Genomic DNA, 19,160 nt, shown 5'->3' on the forward strand with positions numbered 1-19,160 from the left:
TTTCAAATAACTAAATGCAAGACATCCTCGGCCGTTTGCTCTCAGTGCTTTCCCCGATTCGCGCAGCAGGAGTGCACAACTAGTCCAGGTGTGACATTCACGAACGCGGCGACTTCGCATAATGTGACCTCATGACATCACCCAGCCAGCCCCGCCCCAGCCAGTTGCTTCAGCCCCAGCGCGCGCCAGTTCCCGCGCGCGATGCTTCCACGCTTTTGTTGCTGCGCGACTGCGCCGATGGCAATGGTTTTGAAGTGCTGATGACAAGGCGTGCAGATCAAGGCATCTTTGCCAATGCCTATGTTTTCCCCGGCGGCGGCCAGGAAGATGAAGATGCAGCCCCAGCCAGTCATGCGCTGGCGCGCCTGCGCCCCAGCATGATCGCCGAGGCGGGAGATGAACGCATCACCCAGGCTCTGACAGGCATTCGCGAGACTTTTGAGGAGCTGGGCATCCTGCTGGCCTATGACCAGGCCGGCCAACCCGTTCCACCGGCCCAAGTTCAGCAACTGGACCGCAAGGCATCGCTGTATGAGCAATGCCGCGCGCGCGGCTGGACGCTGGCCGTGGACCAGCTCTGGTATCTGGCCCACTGGACCGCACCACTGGACCTGCCCAAGCGCTTTAACGTGCCGTTTTTTGTGGCCCGCATGCCCGAGGGTCAAACGGCGGTGGCCGACGAAACCGAGCAGTTCGAGCCCACCTGGATTTCTCCGCAGGATGCGATTGCGCGCTTTGAAGAGAAAAAGCTGTTCATCCTCTTTCCCACCCAGCGCACATTGCAGCGCATCGCTCACCAGCCCGATACCCAGGCCGTGATCAATGCACTGCTAAGCGAGAAGCCGCTGTGGCAGGCCTGTCCCCGTGGCGGCCACCTGAAAGGCAAAGACACACGTCATACCGAAACCGATATGGCCTATGGCGAACTGGAAATGGTGCTGCCCGACGGCCACGGCATTCACCATCTGGACTGGCAGCCTGAAAAAGCCGTGCCGCTGCGCAAGAACCTGCTGCGTTTGACGGCCCCCAACTCCGGCATGATGACCGGTCCCGGCACCAACAGCTATCTGGTCGGCGATGCGCATACCGGCTATATCGCCATCGACCCCGGCCCGGACGATGCCGAACATCTGCAGCGCCTGCACGATGCCGCCGGCGGCGATATCCGCTACATCGTCTGCACCCATTCCCACCCCGATCACTCGCCGGGCGCCGCGCCGCTGCAGGCCATGGTCCTGCTCTCCGGCCATGCCAGGCCTCCCATCATGGGCCTGCCGTCGGCGCCCACAGCGCGCGCCAACAGTCGCTTCAGACCCGAGGTGACGCTACAGGACGGAGAGCGCATCACGCTTGCCGGACAAGGGGCAGAAGGCGAGATCACGCATACGCTGCAAGCCATCTTCACGCCCGGCCACGCGGCCAACCACCTGTGCTTTTTGCTGGAGGAGGACGCGCTGCTATTCAGTGGCGATCACATCCTCAATGGCAGCACCACCGTCATCAGCCCGCCGGACGGCAATATGATCGATTACCTCGATTCGCTGGACAGGCTCCACTCCATGTGCCTGGAGCACGACATTCGCTACATCCTGCCCGCCCATGGCTATGTGCTGGGCTTTGCGCGACATCAGATCACCCGCCTCAAGGCCCACCGCCTGGCACGCGAGGCCAAGGTACATCAGGCCATGCGCACCAAGCCCGACGGCAGCATTCAGGACTGGGTGGCGATTGCCTACGCGGACACACCTCAAGCCCTGTGGCCCGTGGCCCAGCAATCGCTGCTGGCGCATGTGGAGCGCATTCAAAAGCTCTGCCTTGGCAGATAGCGCCCAGCGACCGCAGCGCTAAACCTGTGGACAACTAGGACATGGCCGGAGCATTAAGCTCTCGCCATGTCTGAATCCCTGCCTGAACAAGAAAGCATCCGCCTGGCCAAACGCGTGGCGGAGCAAGAACAATGCTCGCGCCGCGAAGCCGAGCTCCATATCGTCGCGGGCAATGTCCAGGTGGACGGCAAAGTGGTGCAAGTGCCCGAAACCCGCGTGCGCCCCGATCAGGTAGTGATCCTGCGCAAGGATGCCAAGCCTGAAGCCATTCCGCCCGTCACCATCCTGATGAACAAGCCTGCGGGCATGACCCAGGGCCCGGCCTATGGCCGCGTGCGCAGCGCGCATTCGCTGCTGAGAGAAGACACCAAGGCCAAGCTCGATACGCCCATGCCCCAGCTGGTGCTGGATCATCACTTCAGGAATCTGGAGTCGTTTCTGACGATTCCCCTGCCTGCCAGCGGCCTCATCGTCTACACCCAGGACAAGCGCGTGGCACGCAAGCTGGCCGAGGAAGGCATGTGGCTGGAGCAGGAAATCATCGTCGGCGTGGAGGGCCAGATCATTGAAGATGGCCTGGAAATTCTGTACGAAGGTCTGCCCATTCCCGGCGGCAACGGCCATCGCCGCATGCCTCCCTGCCACGTGAGCTGGCAGAGCGAAAACCACCTGCGTTTCGCTCTCAAGGGCATTGCGCCCGAAGAGATCGAGAAGATGTGCGCCGCCATCGGCCTGGCGGTGGTCAGCATGCGCCGGCTGCGCCTTGGCCGCGTCTCTCTGGCCAAGGTGCCCGAGGGTCAGTGGCGCTATCTGATGCCCTGGGAAAGGTTCTGAACGGATCAGCGCCTTAGCGCCAATAACTGCTCACCAGTCTGCGCACGCTGGCTGCGGGGGCATGGCCGCGCACCCACTGCCGTATGGCTACGGCCATGGCCTGACCGCCCGCAGCCCATAGCTGCGTGCCTTGGGGCTGCGACCAATCCTGCTGCTGCAGCCAGGCCAGCACCGCCGCGATGCCCTCCTCCGATGCCCCTGGCCTGCCCGCGCAGAACCAGGTGACATGCCGCTGCAGCTGCGCGGGCAGCGCCCTGCACTCCTGCGGCGAGTCGACCCAGCACCAGGCATACGCCTGCCGGCCCGGCTGGGCGTCTTCCAGAATGCGGGCCACAGCAGGCAGGCCACAGGCATCCGCCAGCAATATCAGCCGGTCGGCCTGAGGCACTCTGCCGCCCGAAGGGCTGAGGACACCGACCTCATCGCCGGCCGCAGCCGTCATACCCCATCGCGCACCGGGCGCCAGCGGCCCACCACCCTCCCGCGCATGCAGCAGCACATCGATATCGATGGCGCGCGTCTGCGGGTCCCGCGCCCGGATGGTGTAGCTGCGACGTGGCAGTCGGGGAGCTCCGTGTGGCCAGAGCAGGCGGCCGTCAGCATCTATGAGCGGCCACTGGGGCATAGCGCCTGGAGTCGGCAGCAGCAAGCGCACATGCAGGCCGTCCGGTGCCAGATCCTCGAATCCCTTCTGCGCCTGGGCCTGCAAGCGCAGGCGCCGCATATGCGGCGTCAGCACCCGGTTGCTAAGCACGCGCCAGACATTCAGGCTCGGACTGTCGCCCGCGCTCCCGCTGTCCCTGTCACTCTCCCAGGCAATACACCATTGCGCCGCGGGAATGCACAGCTGCTCGGCAAACTGCTGCAGGTGCTCGCCCAGGGACAGCTGCATCAGCTGCGCCATGCGCCCATCCACGGCCTGCAGTTCGCAGGCTATGCGCGAGCCCCCCGTAAGGCGCAGCTCCAGGCTGCCCACCAGGTCCAGCTGCAAATGCACCGAGCCTGGTGGCTCGGTGTGCAGGACCTGGACCTCCTCATCCTCCAGATGTGCGGCAAACCAGCGGGTAAAGGCGGCGGCATCGGGCAGTTGCAACTGAGCGGACGCAATGTGTACTTCGGATGTCATGCGGCAGCCTCCACGGATCCGCCACTGGTGCTGCGGTAGCTCAGCAACAACCTGGCCACGGCCAGCCAGCTGAAAACGGCCAGCGCGCTGGTCACGGCAAACAGGCCCGAAAAGCCGAACTGCTTGGCGATGAAGCCACCCGCCATCGAGCTGAGCATATAGGTCAGAAACTCCGCACAGGCCAGGATGGTGAAGTCCGTGCCTGGCTGCGAATGGCTGGACGCCGACATGAACAAGGCATAGAGCGCGACCATTTCCATGTAGCGCAAAAGGCTGAGTGCCACGGTGAGCCCGACCAGCGGCAGATCCGAACCCAGCAAGTGCAGCGAATGCAGCAGGAACAGGGCAAAAACCAGGGCGCGTATGCCGCTCAATGCCAGCAGCACCTGCTCACGGCTGCGCCAGCGCAGCCACAGCGCGGCCAGCGCGCTGCCGGCCAGACCCGCAATGGCTGCCCCAGTGCCACCAAGCACCCCCACCTGGCCCAGCGACAGCTCGTTGTGCAGCAGATAGCTGCTTTCCATGGAACGCTGCATGCCTTCGCTGAGCCGGAAGACCACTGCCAGCGCCAGCACCGACAGCATACCGGGACGCTGCAGGAAGTTGCGCAGACTGGGCCCGGTCTTTGCTTGCCCGGGCGCCGCTGCCGCCGGCATGCGCTCGGGCTCGACCATCCAGGGTAGCATCAGCAGCGGCAACAAGCACAACGCCGCCATCAGCAGCAGTGCCGGCTGCCAGCCCAGGCGCTCCATGAGCACCAGAGACAGGGAGCCGCCTATGAGCACCCCACCAGCCACCGCAGCCGCCTGTATGGCATTGCCACGACCCAGCTCGGTGCCGCGCAGTTGCTGTGTGGCATAGCCGTCGGTAGCGATGTCCTGCGTGGCCACGGACAGAGAGATCAACATGCCGATGGCAACAATGGTGGCGATGGGCACCTGCGGTCCACACAGCGCCAGCAGCACGACGCCGGCTGCCGTGGCCAGTTGGGTGCAGAGTATCCAACTGCGCCTATGGCCCCAGCCCAGGGGCTGCCAGCGGTCCACGAAGGGAGCCCAGAGGAATTTGAGGACCAGCGGCAGCATCAGCACCGACAGCATGCCCACCTGCTGCAAAGGCATGCCGGCCGCGCGCAAGGCAGCCGGCACGGCCATGATCAGCAGATAGCCGGGGATTCCCTGAGCAATGTACAGAGCCACGAGCACGGCCCAGAACCCACGCGGACGGGCATGGTACTCCTGCATCAATACTCCACCCGGTAGTTCAGCGTAAAGGTGCGCCCGCGCCCCTGGAAGGCAAAGGCCTGCGGCGAGACGGCTCCCACGCCGTAGAGCGCCATGGCGCGCTGCGACCAGGTGGTGAGGTACTGCCTGTCCAGAAGGTTCTGGATGCCGAAGTTCAACGTGCCCAGCGACAGCTTCACGCTGCCCAGCAAGTCCATGGTGGTGAAGCCCTTGATGCGCTGTGCGCTGTCATCCTCGAGCCTGAACTGGTGCGTCGCCTGCAGTCTCAGCTTCCAGGGCGATGGCGCCCATTGCACATAGGTGCCGAGCTTGGACGGGCTCGCCGTCATGATACTCTGCCGCGACCACTCCCTGCCCTGGCGCGTCTGCGAGCGTATCCACAGCCAGTTGCCGCCTGCACTCCACTGCGAACCCATGGCGTAGTCCAGCGAGCCCTCGATGCCGTAGTTGCGTCGTCTTTCGTCCGCCACATTGATGGTCACGTTGTTGTTGGCATTGTTGATCTGCAGTGTCTGGTCTGACCATGCGTAGAACAGCGCCGCCTGCAGCTTCAGGGGGCTGCCATGCGTCTTCCAGCCCCATTCGAGCTGGCGCGTCTTGATACCCTTGAGCGGAGATCCGGCAGGATCGATGCCGCTGACCAGTTGCCAATGCGAACCATTGAGCGCGTAGTTGCCCTGACCATAGTACTTGGCAGGGTCGGGAAGCTCGAAGCCTTCGGAATAGCTGAGCCAGGTGCTGTGGGCCTTGCTCAGCTCATAGGTGGCCCCCAGGTTAAACAATCCGACCTTGTAGCTGTTCTTGCCGCCGCGGATGGCATCGGCCGTCGTTCCACGGCCCAGCAGCAGGGAGAGCTGCTGGTTGAAGCCCACGAAGTCGCCCACCTCCAGGCCCATGTGCTGGTAGCGCAGCCCGCCGCTGAGGGTCAGCTCGGGCTTGAGCTTCCATTCGGCCTGGGCAAACAGCGCCGTCGTATCGACCCGATAACCCGGATAGCGCCCAGTGCTGCCTATGGAGCGGTTCACCATGCCCCCCGAGGTCAGGGCTTGGCCGGTATCGAACACGGTCGCCGATCCGTCGAAGGTTTCGCGGTCCCAGTCCAGGCCGTAGCGCAGGCTGACATCCCCCCAGGATTTGGCCAATGCGGACTTGAAGCCCCAGCTGTCCGTGTTCTGGTGCGAGGCGGTGACCACGGAGCTGGGAAACGGCGCAAAGTCCATCTTCTCCTTGCGCCAGAAGCTCTGGATATAGAGATTTTGGCCGCCGAACACCTGCTCTACGCGGTAGTCCGCGTTGAACATGGCGCGCTCGGTCTGGGGCATCACATCGCTGACAAAGCCACCGCGCTGCTCCAGCAGCCCGGGCCTGCCGCCGAAGATGCCCGCGAGATTCGGCCCCCCATAAAGATAGGAGCCACCGTCGAACCTGTTGCGGTAGTACTGAGCGCCGAGGCTCAGGCTTTGCCGCGCATCGATCTTGAGCTGCAGGTTGCCCATCAGATCCACGATGCGCGTATTTTGCGCATCGGTCTGCGCGATGTCGGTACGCACCGGATCGCCCTTGCCGTCATAGAAACTGCCGTTTTGCTGCAGCGCGATACCCAGCCGGGCCTGAACGCAGTCATTGCCGCCCGCAATGGACTGAGCGAGTCGATACTGATGATCTCGGCTGCCCTGCAGCCCCGATGTCACGCCCAGCTCGCTGCTGAAACGCGTGGGAGCATCCGAGGCCTTGCGCGTGATGATGTTGATGACGCCGCCGGTCGCTCCGCCTCCATAGAGGGCGCTGGCACCGGCAAGCACCTCGATGCGCTCGATGTTGAACGGATCCACGGCATCCAACTGCCCAGCCGTGCCGCGCGAACTGTTGAGTGACACGCCGTCGATCATTACCAGCATGGTGCGTCCGCGCAGATTCTGGCCAAAATTGCTGCGCGACTGCCCTCCCAGGTCTATGCCCGGGACCAACTGGCCCAGGGCCTCCTGCAGATTGCGGCCAGCGCCCAGTTGTGCCTGGAGCTCTGCATGCTCGATCACCTGCACGCTCGCGGCCAGTTCGCTGCGGATCTGGGGGGCTGCCGAAGCGCTGACCTGCTGCTCGGGTAGCACGACCTCGGTCTGCGCCGCCTGCGCCCCCCCTGCCACGGTAGCCGTCACCACGGCGGCCACTCCCTCCAACAACCCGATTTTTCTCATCTGGATACCCACATTGAATGCACGAATAACCCCAGAAGAATAAACAAACGAGAATGAGAATTCTTTTCTTTTGAGAACAATCTCCGCCGCCATGCCCATCAATCCCTCGTTCCTAGGCAAAGAGCAGGCACTTGCCGGCTGGCAGCAGTGCATCTGGTCACATGCAGTCAGCGACCAGATGTTCGAGGAATGTGTGCGCCCCGCGCTGACCGTGCGTCACGTCCCGGCGGGCCACTACCTGTGGTGCAACGACGACGCCCCACGCGGCTGGGTCGGGGTGCGGCGCGGTGCCGTGAAACTGTGCATGCCGGGCGAGGACGGGCGATCCATCACGCTGTGCGGCTTTGCCGGCAGCTGGTTCGGCGAAGCCTGCCTGCTGCGCCAGGGCGCGCGCATGGATTGCGATGCCGTGGCCCTGCACGATCTGACCATGCTGACGCTGGCGGCTCCGGCCTTTCACCGCCTGCGCCTCGAATCCCCGGCTTTCAGCCAGTTCCTGCTGGAGCTCATGGCGGAACGCAACCAGCAACTCATGCGCCTTATCTCGGCTCAGCAATGCAGCCACATCACCAGCCGCGTCGCCCAGTGCCTGGGGGCCTTGATCACGCCGCTGAACTTTCCGTTCCCCGATGCAGGTCAGCTCAACATCACACAAAGCGAGCTGGCCGACTTCTGTCGCGTCTCGCGCTCGCGCTTCAACGAAGCGCTGCTGGAGCTGGAACGCCAGGACCTGCTGACCGTAGGTTACCGAAGCGTGCAGCTCAAGGATGTAGAAGGGCTGCGAAGATACGCGACATAGCGGCCTGACCCAGGACGGCATTGCGGCCGATCTCGGACTGAGCGCTGCCCCGGTCAAGACCTATCGCAACCGCGCATTTGCGCGGCTTGATATCCACCATCCCCATCAGCAGTTCGCGCTGATGGTGGAGTGAATGCAGTGGATTCGCCGGGCTGTGCCCGGTCGAGGAAGAAAGTGTGAAGCGCGCCGATAAGCCGGATTCTGTGCACAACGGTTGCCCGCCATGTGACCGCCATTAATCTTGGCCATCAGTCGCCCGATGGCTCGGTGCTACCTACCCGCACACTCCGGGGGCCCCGTCAACGTGTGCCTACTTGGTATTGCTGCGCGTAGAGATTGCCCGTTTCACCCTGGTTGGTCTGCCTTGCGGCACTCCTGCCAGACTCGTCTCTGTTGCTCTGATCCTCACCTCACGGTGGACAGCTGTTAGCTGCTACGCCGCCCTATGCAGTCCGGACGTTCCTCCAGTACGGCCTTTCGGCACTTGTACCAGCGGCGGTCTGGCGCACTTCACGGCGCGCATTATCCCGCGTTCAGAAAGAACTTGCACAGAACTCGCGCCTGAACTGCTCGGGAGGCAGGCCGGACTCGCGCTGGAACATGGCAATAAAGGCCGAGGGCGTGCTGTAGCCCAGGTCGTAGGCGATCTGCTGCACGGTGTGGCCGGCCTCCAGCGCGTCGATGGCCTGCAGATAACGCATGCGCTGGCGCCATTCGCCCAGACTCATGCCCAGCTCGCGCTGGCAGTGGCGGGCCAGCGTGCGCTCCGTCATGTGCACGGTCTCGGCCCATTCGGCCAGGCTGCGGTGGTCGTCGGGGCGCGACTGCATGGCGTCCAGCACCTGCACCAGCGCCGGATGCCGGGCCACGGGCAAAAAGCTCAGCTCCAGCGGCGTGGCTCGCAACTGGTCATGCACCACCTGGGCCAGACGCAGGTCTGCGTCAGTCACCGGGATCTGCACGCCTCGGGCACCGAAGTCCGCGAGCACGGCTTTGACGATGGGTCCCAGGCGCATGCAGCCCGCCGTCTGCGGCAGGTCCGCACACAGATCAGGGGCCAGATAGACGGAGCGGTACTGCACCGCATGCTGCAGATAGCAGCTGTGCACCACGCCCGGCGGAATCCACACCCCGTGCTGCGGCGGGCACAGGATATGACCCGTGGGCACGTCCATGCTCAGACTGCCGTGGGCCGCATAGTTCAGATGCCCCCAGCGGTGGCTGTGCGGCGGAGCCTCGCTGTGTTCGCCGAACTCGTCATAGCGGAAGTAATAGTGGCCAGGCACTTTGTCGGTGTCCAGTATCTGTACGGCATGGCGCTTGGCGACCGGGCCGGGAGTCGGGGCAGAGGCAGGCATGGGTTCGTCCGGCTTGAGTTATGAAATGTCTGAAATCAGAAATGCGCTTCAAATACGTCAAGCGCATCATAAGCACCTCAAGGAGTTTCTTATGGGTGCATACCTACTACCACTGGGCGCAGTGCTGATCTGGTCGGTCAACACCGTAGTCAGCAAGCTGGCCGCAGACAGCATCAGCGCGGCCGAGATCGGTTTCTTTCGCTGGCTGGTGGCCGCCGTGCTGTTCACGCCCTTCGTTCTGCCCTCGATCTGGCGCCAGCGCGCCGACATCAAGCCCCTGCTGCCACGGATCTTCGTGCTGGGCGTGCTGGGCATGGTCATCTACCAAAGCCTGGCCTATTACGCCGCCCACTTCACCACGGCCACGCACATGGGCATCATCGGCTCGCTCACGCCCATGCTGGTGCTGGCCCTGGCCGTGTTCATGCTGGGCCAGCCGCTGACGCATGGCGGCATCTGGGGCTCGCTGCTGGCAATTGTGGGAGTCGCGCTGGTGGTTTCATCGGGCCGGCTCAGCCATCTGGCTTCCGAGGGCCTGAATCTGGGCGACGCCATGATGTTCCTGGCCATGCTGGCCTATGCGGTCTACAACATCCTGCTCAAGCGCTGGCCCATGCCGCGCCTGGCCACGGTGCAGCTGCTGTATCTGCAGGTGCTGGTTGCCGTGGTCGTGCAGTTCCCGCTCTATCTCTTCTCGCCCAAGACCGGGCTTGACGCCAGCAATCTGCCGCTGGTGGGCTATGCCGGCATCATGGCCTCCATCGCCGCGCCGCTGCTGTGGATGAAGGCGGTGCAGACGCTGGGGCCCGGGCGATCGAGCATGTTCTTCAATCTGATCCCGGTCTTCACCGCCCTGATCGCGGCATTCGCCCTGAACGAGCCCCTGGCGGCCTACCACGCCGTGGGCGGCATCATGACGATTGCCGGTCTGCTGCTGGCCGAGCTGTGGAAGGCCCCGCTGCGCGCGCGTCCCGCCCTGGCCTGCGGTGCTAAAGCAGCAGATTGAGAATCGCGTAGCTCATCAGCGACAGCAGACTCACCACGAACACCAGCATGACCCAGGGGCCCCAGCGCTGCTCGCGCCAGGAAAAACCGACCAGCAGGCCTACGCAACAGACCCCCAGCAGCACCAGAATTGTGTTGAACGTGAGCAAGAGCAGTCCTCCCTCAAACAGACTTTGCCCCATTGTTCCCGATTGCAGGCCCAAGGGGAAACACCATCTCCCCAGGGCTTGATGTGAATCAATCGCCAATCCCCAACACCAGGCGCAGACCGGGGTTTTGAGCGGACGGCAGCGCGATCGGGCACGCATGACCCCTAGGGTTTTCCCGTGCTTTATCGGTGCACGCCTGCCTCATGCCGGTGCAAAGCCCGCACCACCTCTGCTCATAAGAATTTGCATTCAGGGCCGCTCAGAATTTCTTGTTGGACAGCCCCTCGCTGCCTTTCGATACTGCCGCCACAGGAACACCGGCCCGCGCCGCATCCCCATGTTCCAAGACACACAGGAGCGCCGGCAAAAGCGCCCCATGTGCCCGCTGCACTTTCGCATACAGGAGACTCCCCATGAGCAGCCCGGCTTCCGCCACCCACCCTCTTGCCGGCCATGCCGGTGCGCACGCGCACCCCGACATGGACGCCACCTACCGCAAGATCACCTGGCGCCTGATCCCCTTTCTGGTCTTTCTCTTTGTCCTGGCCTGGATAGACCGCGTCAACGTCGGCTTCGCCAAGCTGCAGATGCTGCAGGACCTGCAGTTCAGCGAGGCCGTCTACGGCCTGGGCGCCGGCATCTTCTTCATCGGCTACTTCCTGTTCGAAGTGCCCAGCAATCTGCTGCTGGAGAGGATCGGCGCGCGCAAGACGCTGGCGCGCATCACCATCCTCTGGGGCGCGGCCTCCATGGCCATGGCCTATGTGACCACGCCCACCATGTTCTATGTGCTGCGCTTCATCCTGGGCGTGGTCGAGGCGGGCTTCTTCCCCGGCGTGGTGCTGTATCTGACCTACTGGTTCCCGGCCCGCCACCGCGCGCGCATCAACGGCTTGTTCATGACCTCGTTCGCCATCGCCGGCGCCGTGGGCGGCCCGATCGCGGGCGCCATCATGAACGGCATGCAGGACGTGGGCCATCTGGCCAACTGGCAATGGCTGTTCATCCTTGAAGGCATTCCCTCGGTGATCGCCGGCTTCTTCGTGCTGGCCTGGCTGCCCGAGAAACCCGAGAACGCCAAGTGGCTGAGCGTCGCCGAGCAGCGCGCCGTCAGCGCCGCCGTGGCCCAGGAGAGCCAGCAGGGCCACAAGCAGCATTCCTTCGCCGACGCCTGCCGCAACTACCGTGTCTGGCTGTGTGCCGCCGTGTACTTCTGCATCGTCAGCGGCAACGCCACGATCGCCTTCTGGTCACCGTCCATCATCAAGGAGATCGGCATCCAGAACAATCTGCAGATCGGCCTGATCTCGGCCATTCCCTTCCTGGCCGGCACGCTGGCCATGGTCTGGAACGGCATGCATTCGGACAAGACCGGCGAGCGCCGCATGCACAGCGCCATCCCCGCGCTCATCGCCGCCACAGGCCTGATCCTGACAGGCATGTTCCTGCACGACGCCGTGCTGGCCCTGTGCGCGCTGACGCTGGCCTCCGTCGGCATCCTCGCCGCCTTCCCCGTGTTCTGGTCCATTCCCTCGGCCTTTCTGGCCGGCACGGCTGCCGCAGGCGGCATCGCCCTCATCAACTCCATTGGTAACCTGGCCGGCTTTGTGGCGCCCTACATGATCGGCGCGCTCAAGAGCAGCACCGGCTCGCTGTCCTCGGGGCTGTACTTCGTGGCCGCGCTGGAGTTCCTCGCTGCCTTCCTGGTCGTGCTCTTCGTCAAGAAGCAGTGACCGCCTGACGCTGCCTGCGCAGCGCCGCTGTGCGGGGCCCACGGCCCCGCCTTCCCCTTTTTGAGCTTTCCGCCATGCAACTGCAATTCACCACCCCCGAAGGCCAGACCCTGGCCCCCATCTTCGACACCCTGATCGTCGCCGGCTGGGCCGGTCGCGACCATGCGGCCATCGAGCACCACATCGAGGAGCTGGCCGCGCTCGGCATTCCGCGCCCCAGCGCCGTACCGCTGTACTACCGCATCGCCAGCAACCAGCTGAGCCAGAGCAGCACGCTGCAGGTGCTGGGCCCGGACTCCTCGGGCGAGGCCGAGGTCTTCGTCTTCAGCCATGAGGGCGAGATGTTCGTGAGCCTGGCCTCGGACCACACCGACCGCAAGCTCGAGGCCTATAGCGTGGCCTTCTCCAAGCAGGCCTGCATCAAGCCCGTGGCCACCCAGGCCTGGCGCTTTGCCGATGTGGCCGGCCACTGGGACGAGCTGATCCTGCGCTCCTGGATCGTGGAGGACGGCCGCGAAGTGCTGTACCAGGAAGGCACGCTGGCCAGCCTGCGCACGCCCCAGGACCTGATCTCGGGCTACACCGGCGGCCAGAGCCAGCTGCCCGAAGGCAGCGGCATGACCTGCGGCACCATGGCCGCCATCGGCGGCATACGCCCTGCCACGCAGTTCGCCATGGAGCTGCATGATCCGCGCAGCCAGCGCAGCATCCGCCACCGCTACCGCAGCGAGCTGCTGGACATCGTCGCCTGAACACGGAGCTACCCATGACTTCAGTCTCTCCCCGCCTGGACCAGGTCTCCGAGCGCCTGACCCAAGGCCAGACCAGCGCCGTGCAACTGACCGAGCAGGCCCTGGAGCACGCCACGCAAGGCGAAGGCCCGCGCGTGTTCACGCGCCTGCTGCGCGAGCAGGCCCTGGCCGAAGCCCGCGCCAGCGATGTGCTGCGCGCGACCGGCCTGGCGCGCTCGCCCCTGGAAGGCCTGCCCATCTCGGTCAAGGATCTGTTCGACATCGCCGGCCACCCCACGCTGGGCGGCTCCAGACTGCTGGCCGATGCCGCACCCGCCACGCAAACGGCCGAAGTCGTGCAGCGCCTGCGCCGCGCGGGCGCGGTCATCGTGGGCTCCACCAATATGACCGAGTTTGCCTACTCGGGCCTGGGGCTGAATCCGCACTACGGCACGCCGCGCAATCCCTGGCAGCGTGATATCGACGGCGGCCGCATTCCCGGCGGATCATCCTCGGGCGCGGCCATCTCGGTGACCGACGGCATGGCGCTGGCCGCCATCGGTTCGGACACCGGCGGCTCGGTGCGCATTCCCTCGGCGCTGTGCGGCCTGACCGGCTTCAAGCCCACGGCGCGCCGCGTGCCCATGCAGGGCGTGCTGCCGCTGTCTGCCAATCTGGACTCCATCGGACCGCTGGCGCCCAGCGTGCGCTGCTGCGCCGCGCTGGACGCGGTGCTGTCGGGCGAGCCGCATGGCGAGCTGCGCGCGGCCTCGCTGCAAGGCCTGCGCCTGCTGGTGCCGACGAATGTGGTGATGGACGGCATGGACAGCGCCGTGGCTGCGGCCTGGCAGCGTGCGCTGTCGCTGCTGTACGCAGCCGGCGTGCAGATCACCGAGGCCGTGGTGCCGCCCTTCTCCGAGCTTGCGCAGATCAATGCCAAGGGCGGCTTCACCGCCGCCGAAGCCTGGGCCTGGCACCGCAGCCATATCGACGGCGCCGGCCGCCTGGCCGAATACGATCCGCGCGTGGGCACGCGCATTCTGCGCGGCAAGGACATCAGCGCGGCCGACTATATCGAGCTGCTGGCGCGCCGCCAGCAGTGGATTGCTCGGGTCCAGGCGCAGATGGCCGATCACGACCTGATGCTCATGCCCACGGTGCCCGTGATCGCGCCCAAGATTGCCGAGCTGCAGGCCAGCGACGAAGCCTATTTTGCGGCCAACGGGCTGATGCTGCGCAATCCCACGCTGATCAACTTCCTCGACGGCTGCGCGGTCTCCCTGCCCTGCCACCGCGCGGGCGAAGCGCCCGTAGGCCTGAGCCTGGCCGGCCTGGCCGGTCAGGACCAGCGCCTGTTGTCGGTGGCTCTGGCCGTGGAGGCTTTGCTGGCCCAGGCCTGATTGCAAAGCAAAAAAACAGGAGCTGCTAACGCTTGACTGCAATCGATTTCAGATAGAAAACACTCTGAAATCGATATGCATCAGGCGCTAGCAGCTCCTTTTTTATTCAGTACTGAGGCACACCCCAATGCACGGCAGGCATTGGCGCCTGCTCCTGCGCTTTAAGCGTCCCCTGCCAGACGGGTGCCGGGCAGCCGCGCCACGGCCTGGCCGTGGTTCAGCGCAAAGGCCGTGGCCACCTCTTCGGCGGCGCGCACCACGGTTTCGGCCAGCGGGTTCTGGTGATCGTTGCGCCAGCAGGCCACCAGCGGCAGCGAAGGAAACTCGCGATCCACGCGCAGCAGGCGCAGGCGCTGCTCGGCCAGCTCGCGCTGGATGATGGCCGGCGGCACGGCCGCCACGCCCAGACCGTCGCAGACCACGCGGATCATGGTCGCCACCGAGGCAATGCAGTTCATGTGCGGCGAGGCGCTGCCTTCGGCGCTGAACAGTTGCTCGATCACCGCATACGGCTCCGAGCCGCGCGCAAAGCTCATGATGGGAAAAGCCGCCAGCTCGGCCAGGCTCAGGGTCTCGTCGCCTATGCCCAGCTTGGGGCTGCCCACCCAGGCCATGGCGAACTCGCCCAGCGACAGATTCGCGATGGCGCCGCCGGAGACGGGCTTGGCCTGCAGCGAGACATCGAGCTGACCCTTGAGCAGCTGCTCCGACATATGGATGGTGGTGTCGCAGGCGATCTCCACCTGCAGGCGCGGATAGCGCTGCTGCAGCAGCGCGAGAAAGTCGGGGAACCAGCTGTGCACGATGGACTCGATGGCGCCGATGCGGATCACGCCCGCATAGGCCTGCTTGTCCAGCATGTCCTCGCGCATCTCGCGCATCAGCCTGAGCATGCGCTCGGCATGCACCAGGGCCTTGGCACCGTCGGCCGTGAGCGTGACCTCGCGCACGCCGCGATCGAACAGGCGCACGCCGAACTCCTGCTCCAGCGTGGCGATGCGGCTGGAGACGGCAGCCTGTGTGGTGAACAGCCGCTCGGCCGTCATGCGGAAGTTGCGCAGCTCGGCCAGCAGCACAAAGGTTTCCAGAAACCGTAGATTCATGGGTCGATGTTAATCATCGCCCGCAGCCTTGCCCACTTTTCGGGTCATATCGATATAGCCCATTCGCAGAACGCTTGCGTGCACAATGCTCTGTGTCTGCGCAGACAGCCTGCGCTGCGATCCACTGTCCCACCATCCCTTATTCGCGGAGGTCCGATGAGAGCTGACAACATTCTGCAAACGATTGGCGACACGCCCGTCATTCACATCAACCGTCTGTTCGGCAGCAATACCAACGTCTGGATCAAGTCCGAGCGCAGCAACCCGGGCGGCTCCATCAAGGATCGTATTGCGCTGTCCATGGTGGAGGACGCCGAGAAATCCGGCGCGCTCAAACCCGGTGGCGTCATCATTGAGCCCACCAGCGGCAACACCGGCGTGGGCCTGGCCCTGGTCGCGGCCGTCAAGGGCTACAAGCTGATCCTGGTCATGCCCGAGAGCATGAGCATCGAGCGCCGCCGCCTGATGCTGGCCTATGGCGCATCGTTCGATCTGACGCCCAAGGAAAAAGGCATGAAGGGCGCCATCGCCCGCGCCCAGGAACTGGCCGCCCAGACGCCCGGCGCCTGGATTCCCCAGCAGTTCGAGAACCCCGCCAACGTGGCCGTGCATGAGGCCACCACGGCCCAGGAAATCCTGCGCGACTTCCCCGACGGCATCGACGCCTTCATCACCGGCGTGGGCACGGGCGGTCACCTGTCCGGCGTGGCCAAGGTGCTCAAGGCCAAGTTTCCCAACCTCAAGGTCTATGCGGTGGAGCCCGCGGCATCGCCCGTGATCTCCGGCGGTCAGCCCGCGCCCCACCCCATCCAGGGTATCGGCGCCGGCTTTGTGCCCAAGAATCTTGACGTCAGCCTGCTCGACGGCGTGATTCAGGTGGAGGCCGAGCCCGCACGCGAATACGCGCGCCGCGCCGCTCGCGAAGAAGGCCTGCTGGTCGGCATCTCCTCGGGCGCCACACTGGCCGCCATTGCCCAGAAGCTGCCCGAGCTGCCCCCCAGCGCCAGGGTGCTGGGCTTTGCCTACGACACGGGCGAGCGCTATCTGTCGGTGGAAGGCTTTCTGCCCAACGCCTGATCGCGCCGCGCGCTTTGCTGCCACGCCGCACAAGATGCGGCGTTTTTTTTCGCCGCGCAGGCCGCCTGCAATAACCCGCTATAGCCCGAGCGCGCCATGCGCTCATCAGGCCCGCACCAATGGCCCATGGGGCAAGCGGTCATCCCGTACGCTTGACACCAATCCAGGGCACTCCCCTACCATGGAGACAAGATATGCCACAAGCATGAACCGGGAGAATTTCCATCTTGTTCCGATTTTTTGAAAAACAAGTTCCACCTTATCCAGCACAGGAGCCCAAGGTCCCGCCCAAAGGTTTTTTTGCCTTTGTCTGGGCCTGTACCCAGGGCATGCGCGGCTGGATTGGTCTGATGACCCTCACCTCGGCACTGCTGGCCGCCTACGAAGCGGTGCTGTTCGCCATCATGGGCCGCGTGGTGGATTGGCTTGGCACGGTCTCGCCCGCCAACTTCTGGGTCGAACAGCAAGCCACGGTGCTGGGCATCGCCGCCATCTTGCTCGGCAGCGTGGCGCTGCTGGCCCTGCACACCACCGTCATGCACCAGGTGCTGGCCATCAACTTTCCCATGCGGCTGCGCTGGGTGTTCCACAAGCTGATGCTGGGCCAGAGCATGTCCTTCTATGCGGACGAATTTGCCGGCCGCATCACCACCAAGATCATGCAGACCGCGCTGTCGGTGCGTGAAGTGGTGTTCATGGTGGTGGATGTGTTTGTGGGCGTTGGCGTCTATATGATCGGCATTCTGATCCTGGCCGCCAGCTTCGAGTGGCGGCTGATGATTCCGTTTGCGCTGTGGTTCATCGCCTATGCCGCTGCCTGCTTCTACTTTGTGCCGCGCCTGGGCCAGATCGGCAAGGAGCAGGCCGACGCGCGCTCCATGATGACGGGCCGCGTCACCGATGCCTATACCAATATCGCCACCGTCAAGCTGTTTGCCCACACGCGCCGCGAAGCCGAATACGCGCGCAATGCCATGGAGGCCTTCAAGGCCACGGGCTATGCGCAGATGCGTCTGGTCAGCCTGTTCGAGATCACCAACCACCTGATGATTGCCCTGCTGCTGCTGGGCAGCGGTGGCATGGCTCTGTATCTGTGGACGCAAGGTCAGGCATCTGCGGGCGTGGTGGCTGCCGTGATTGCCATGGCACTGCGGCTGATGGGTTACTCGCACTGGGTGATGTGGCAGATGACGGGCCTGTTCGAGAACGTGGGCACCATCCAGGACGGCATCACCACTTTGACCAAGCCGCGCACCATCGTCGATGCACCCGACGCCAAGCCGCTGCAGGTCACGCGAGGAGCGATTGCCTTCGAGGGTGTGAGCTTTGCCTACAAGGCGGGCGGCAAAAAGGTGCTGGACCACCTGGACCTGCACATCCGTCCCGGCGAGCGCATCGGCCTGATCGGACGCTCGGGCGCGGGCAAGTCCACGCTGGTCAATCTGCTGCTGCGCTTTCACGAGCCGCAAAGCGGGCGCATCACCATCGACGGCCAGGACATTCGCAGCGTGACGCAGGACAGCCTGCGCAGCGCAATCGGCATGGTGACGCAGGACACCTCACTGCTGCACCGCTCCATGCGCGACAACATCCTCTATGGCCGCCCCGACGCGAGCGAGGCCGAGATGCTGGCCGCAGCCGACAAGGCCGAGGCTTCGGACTTCATCGCCACGCTGACCGACCTCAAGGGCCGCAGCGGCTATGACGCCCAGGTCGGCGAGCGCGGCATCAAGCTCTCGGGCGGCCAGCGCCAGCGCGTGGCAATTGCGCGCGTAATGCTCAAGGACGCTCCGATTTTGCTGCTCGACGAAGCCACCAGCGCGCTGGACAGCGAGGTGGAGGCCGCCATCCAGGAAAGCCTGGACTCGCTGATGGACGGCAAGACCGTGATCGCCATTGCCCACCGCCTGTCCACCATCGCCGCCATGGATCGCCTGATCGTCATGAACGAAGGCCATATCGTGGAAGAAGGCACGCACCAGCAACTGCTGCAGCGCGGCGGCATCTACGCCAAGCTCTGGGCGCACCAGAGCGGCGGCTTCCTGGCCGACCAGGACGAAGCCGTGCAATAAGCCGGCCCAGCCGGCATGACTTGCAGCGCTGGATATGCGGCTCATCAGGCTCTTTCTTGAGGGCACCAGCAATTCGAAGGGGAGCTTGGCTCCCCTTTTTTGGCTGCGCTGCAGCAGCCATGCAATGCCCGGCACGGCGCCATGCACTCGAGCCATATCCATCGCTGTAGACGCTGCTGCGGATAGCCGCCCAGCAGCGGCCAGCCGAACGGCCGGGCGTCTTGTCGGCGGAATGTCTAATCCTGATCAATAGATTGCGCTGTTGCACCGAAAGTCGCAGCGCTACAATCGATCGTATGTCGCGTGCCATCCAGAGACTTTCTCTTCGGAGCGCATTGCTGCTGCTGATCATGGCGGCGCAACTGCTGATACCGCTGCTGCACGGCCACTTCGGGACTCCGAATCAATCTGGCCTGCATGTGCACACGACACCTTCCAGAATTGCTGATTCTCATTTCCATCTGTTCACTGGACACGACTCTCTCAGTGACCACGATGTCCATCAAGC

15 protein-coding genes, 1 other RNA gene and 2 pseudogenes are annotated in these 19,160 nt (G+C 64.4%); 11 read left to right on the forward strand and 7 right to left on the reverse strand.

The features are described from left to right. Positions 1–131: 131 nt before the first annotated feature. Both ACWGXF_RS15360 and ACWGXF_RS15365 read left to right on the forward strand, forming a co-directional pair. Positions 132–1,826, forward strand: a complete 1,695-nt coding sequence (locus ACWGXF_RS15360) for an MBL fold metallo-hydrolase (protein ID WP_054073880.1) — start codon at positions 132–134, stop codon at positions 1,824–1,826. Between the two features lie 66 nt (positions 1,827–1,892). Continuing rightward, positions 1,893–2,660: a pseudouridine synthase gene (locus ACWGXF_RS15365; RefSeq protein ID WP_012839847.1), complete on the forward strand. Its 768-nt coding sequence runs from the start codon at positions 1,893–1,895 to the stop codon at positions 2,658–2,660. 13 nt (positions 2,661–2,673) lie between these two features. On the opposite strand, the gene ACWGXF_RS15370 is transcribed toward ACWGXF_RS15365, so the two are convergent. The 3 genes from ACWGXF_RS15370 to ACWGXF_RS15380 are packed head-to-tail and all read right to left on the reverse strand — an operon-like array spanning position 2,674 to position 7,210. Then, on the reverse strand, positions 2,674–3,786 hold the full coding sequence (locus ACWGXF_RS15370; RefSeq protein ID WP_256628581.1) for a siderophore-interacting protein: 1,113 nt from the start codon (positions 3,784–3,786) through the stop codon (positions 2,674–2,676). Continuing rightward, a complete protein-coding gene (locus ACWGXF_RS15375) occupies positions 3,783–5,030 on the reverse strand; it encodes an MFS transporter (RefSeq protein WP_256628582.1) in 1,248 nt (415 codons plus the stop codon). Before ACWGXF_RS15375 ends, ACWGXF_RS15370 begins: the two co-directional genes overlap by 4 nt. Next, positions 5,030–7,210, reverse strand: a complete 2,181-nt coding sequence (locus tag ACWGXF_RS15380; RefSeq protein WP_452102074.1) for a TonB-dependent receptor — start codon at positions 7,208–7,210, stop codon at positions 5,030–5,032. Before ACWGXF_RS15380 ends, ACWGXF_RS15375 begins: the two co-directional genes overlap by 1 nt. Positions 7,211–7,295: 85 nt before the next feature. On the opposite strand from ACWGXF_RS15380, the gene ACWGXF_RS15385 reads away from it, so the two are divergent. Beyond that, positions 7,296–8,024, forward strand: a complete 729-nt coding sequence (locus ACWGXF_RS15385; protein WP_123975051.1) for a Crp/Fnr family transcriptional regulator — start codon at positions 7,296–7,298, stop codon at positions 8,022–8,024. Position 8,025: 1 nt separating this feature from the next. Continuing rightward, a pseudogene (locus tag ACWGXF_RS15390) lies at positions 8,026–8,157 on the forward strand (LuxR family transcriptional regulator); the annotation flags it as partial. A 41-nt stretch (positions 8,158–8,198) separates the two neighbouring features. Here the strand turns inward: ACWGXF_RS15390 and rnpB are convergent. Both rnpB and ACWGXF_RS15400 read right to left on the reverse strand, forming a co-directional pair. Further along, positions 8,199–8,536: RNase P RNA component class A (gene rnpB / locus ACWGXF_RS15395), an RNA gene on the reverse strand. A 21-nt stretch (positions 8,537–8,557) separates the two neighbouring features. Next, on the reverse strand, positions 8,558–9,382 hold the full coding sequence (locus ACWGXF_RS15400) for an AraC family transcriptional regulator (RefSeq protein WP_256628584.1): 825 nt from the start codon (positions 9,380–9,382) through the stop codon (positions 8,558–8,560). 91 nt (positions 9,383–9,473) lie between these two features. Between ACWGXF_RS15400 and ACWGXF_RS15405 the strand changes: the two genes are divergently transcribed. Beyond that, positions 9,474–10,388, forward strand: a complete 915-nt coding sequence (locus ACWGXF_RS15405) for a DMT family transporter (RefSeq protein ID WP_256628585.1) — start codon at positions 9,474–9,476, stop codon at positions 10,386–10,388. Here ACWGXF_RS15405 and ACWGXF_RS15410 read toward each other — a convergent pair. Continuing rightward, on the reverse strand, positions 10,372–10,536 hold the full coding sequence (locus ACWGXF_RS15410; RefSeq protein WP_223305621.1) for a hypothetical protein: 165 nt from the start codon (positions 10,534–10,536) through the stop codon (positions 10,372–10,374). The genes ACWGXF_RS15405 and ACWGXF_RS15410 overlap by 17 nt on opposite strands. Positions 10,537–10,949: 413 nt before the next feature. Between ACWGXF_RS15410 and ACWGXF_RS15415 the strand changes: the two genes are divergently transcribed. The 3 genes from ACWGXF_RS15415 to ACWGXF_RS15425 all read left to right on the forward strand — a co-directional run bounded on the left by ACWGXF_RS15415 (position 10,950) and on the right by ACWGXF_RS15425 (position 14,400). Further along, positions 10,950–12,269, forward strand: coding sequence for an MFS transporter (locus ACWGXF_RS15415; RefSeq protein WP_256628586.1), 1,320 nt, complete (start codon positions 10,950–10,952; stop codon positions 12,267–12,269). Between the two features lie 74 nt (positions 12,270–12,343). Further along, complete coding sequence (locus ACWGXF_RS15420) at positions 12,344–13,021, forward strand: DUF2848 domain-containing protein (protein ID WP_054073873.1); 678 nt, start codon at positions 12,344–12,346, stop codon at positions 13,019–13,021. 14 nt (positions 13,022–13,035) lie between these two features. After that, on the forward strand, positions 13,036–14,400 hold the full coding sequence (locus ACWGXF_RS15425) for an amidase (RefSeq protein ID WP_256628587.1): 1,365 nt from the start codon (positions 13,036–13,038) through the stop codon (positions 14,398–14,400). 161 nt (positions 14,401–14,561) lie between these two features. On the opposite strand, the gene ACWGXF_RS15430 is transcribed toward ACWGXF_RS15425, so the two are convergent. Beyond that, positions 14,562–15,503, reverse strand: coding sequence for a LysR family transcriptional regulator (locus tag ACWGXF_RS15430; RefSeq protein ID WP_003068150.1), 942 nt, complete (start codon positions 15,501–15,503; stop codon positions 14,562–14,564). A gap of 156 nt (positions 15,504–15,659) precedes the next feature. On the opposite strand from ACWGXF_RS15430, the gene cysK reads away from it, so the two are divergent. From cysK to ACWGXF_RS15445, 3 genes and pseudogenes are all read left to right on the forward strand, one after another. Beyond that, positions 15,660–16,580 carry a cysteine synthase A gene (cysK, locus tag ACWGXF_RS15435; RefSeq protein ID WP_012839856.1) on the forward strand — a complete coding sequence of 307 codons (921 nt, stop codon included), beginning with the start codon at positions 15,660–15,662 and terminating at the stop codon, positions 16,578–16,580. A 227-nt stretch (positions 16,581–16,807) separates the two neighbouring features. Next, the gene (locus ACWGXF_RS15440) at positions 16,808–18,652 is read left to right on the forward strand and encodes an ABC transporter ATP-binding protein (protein ID WP_256628588.1); all 1,845 of its coding nucleotides are present in this window, start codon (positions 16,808–16,810) and stop codon (positions 18,650–18,652) included. A 296-nt stretch (positions 18,653–18,948) separates the two neighbouring features. Next, positions 18,949–19,160: pseudogene (locus tag ACWGXF_RS15445) on the forward strand (hypothetical protein); the annotation flags it as partial.

The organism is Comamonas sp. HJ-2, from assembly GCF_053615495.1.

Coding starts and splice junctions, on each gene's coding strand:
- ACWGXF_RS15360 (WP_054073880.1), top strand. CDS start 132: ATGACATCACCCAGCCAGCCCCGCCCCAGCCAGTTGCTTCAGCCCCAG.
- ACWGXF_RS15365 (WP_012839847.1), top strand. CDS start 1,893: ATGTCTGAATCCCTGCCTGAACAAGAAAGCATCCGCCTGGCCAAACGC.
- ACWGXF_RS15370 (WP_256628581.1), bottom strand. CDS start 3,786: ATGACATCCGAAGTACACATTGCGTCCGCTCAGTTGCAACTGCCCGAT.
- ACWGXF_RS15375 (WP_256628582.1), bottom strand. CDS start 5,030: ATGCAGGAGTACCATGCCCGTCCGCGTGGGTTCTGGGCCGTGCTCGTG.
- ACWGXF_RS15400 (WP_256628584.1), bottom strand. CDS start 9,382: ATGCCTGCCTCTGCCCCGACTCCCGGCCCGGTCGCCAAGCGCCATGCC.
- ACWGXF_RS15405 (WP_256628585.1), top strand. CDS start 9,474: ATGGGTGCATACCTACTACCACTGGGCGCAGTGCTGATCTGGTCGGTC.
- ACWGXF_RS15415 (WP_256628586.1), top strand. CDS start 10,950: ATGAGCAGCCCGGCTTCCGCCACCCACCCTCTTGCCGGCCATGCCGGT.
- ACWGXF_RS15420 (WP_054073873.1), top strand. CDS start 12,344: ATGCAACTGCAATTCACCACCCCCGAAGGCCAGACCCTGGCCCCCATC.
- ACWGXF_RS15425 (WP_256628587.1), top strand. CDS start 13,036: ATGACTTCAGTCTCTCCCCGCCTGGACCAGGTCTCCGAGCGCCTGACC.
- ACWGXF_RS15430 (WP_003068150.1), bottom strand. CDS start 15,503: ATGAATCTACGGTTTCTGGAAACCTTTGTGCTGCTGGCCGAGCTGCGC.
- cysK (WP_012839856.1), top strand. CDS start 15,660: ATGAGAGCTGACAACATTCTGCAAACGATTGGCGACACGCCCGTCATT.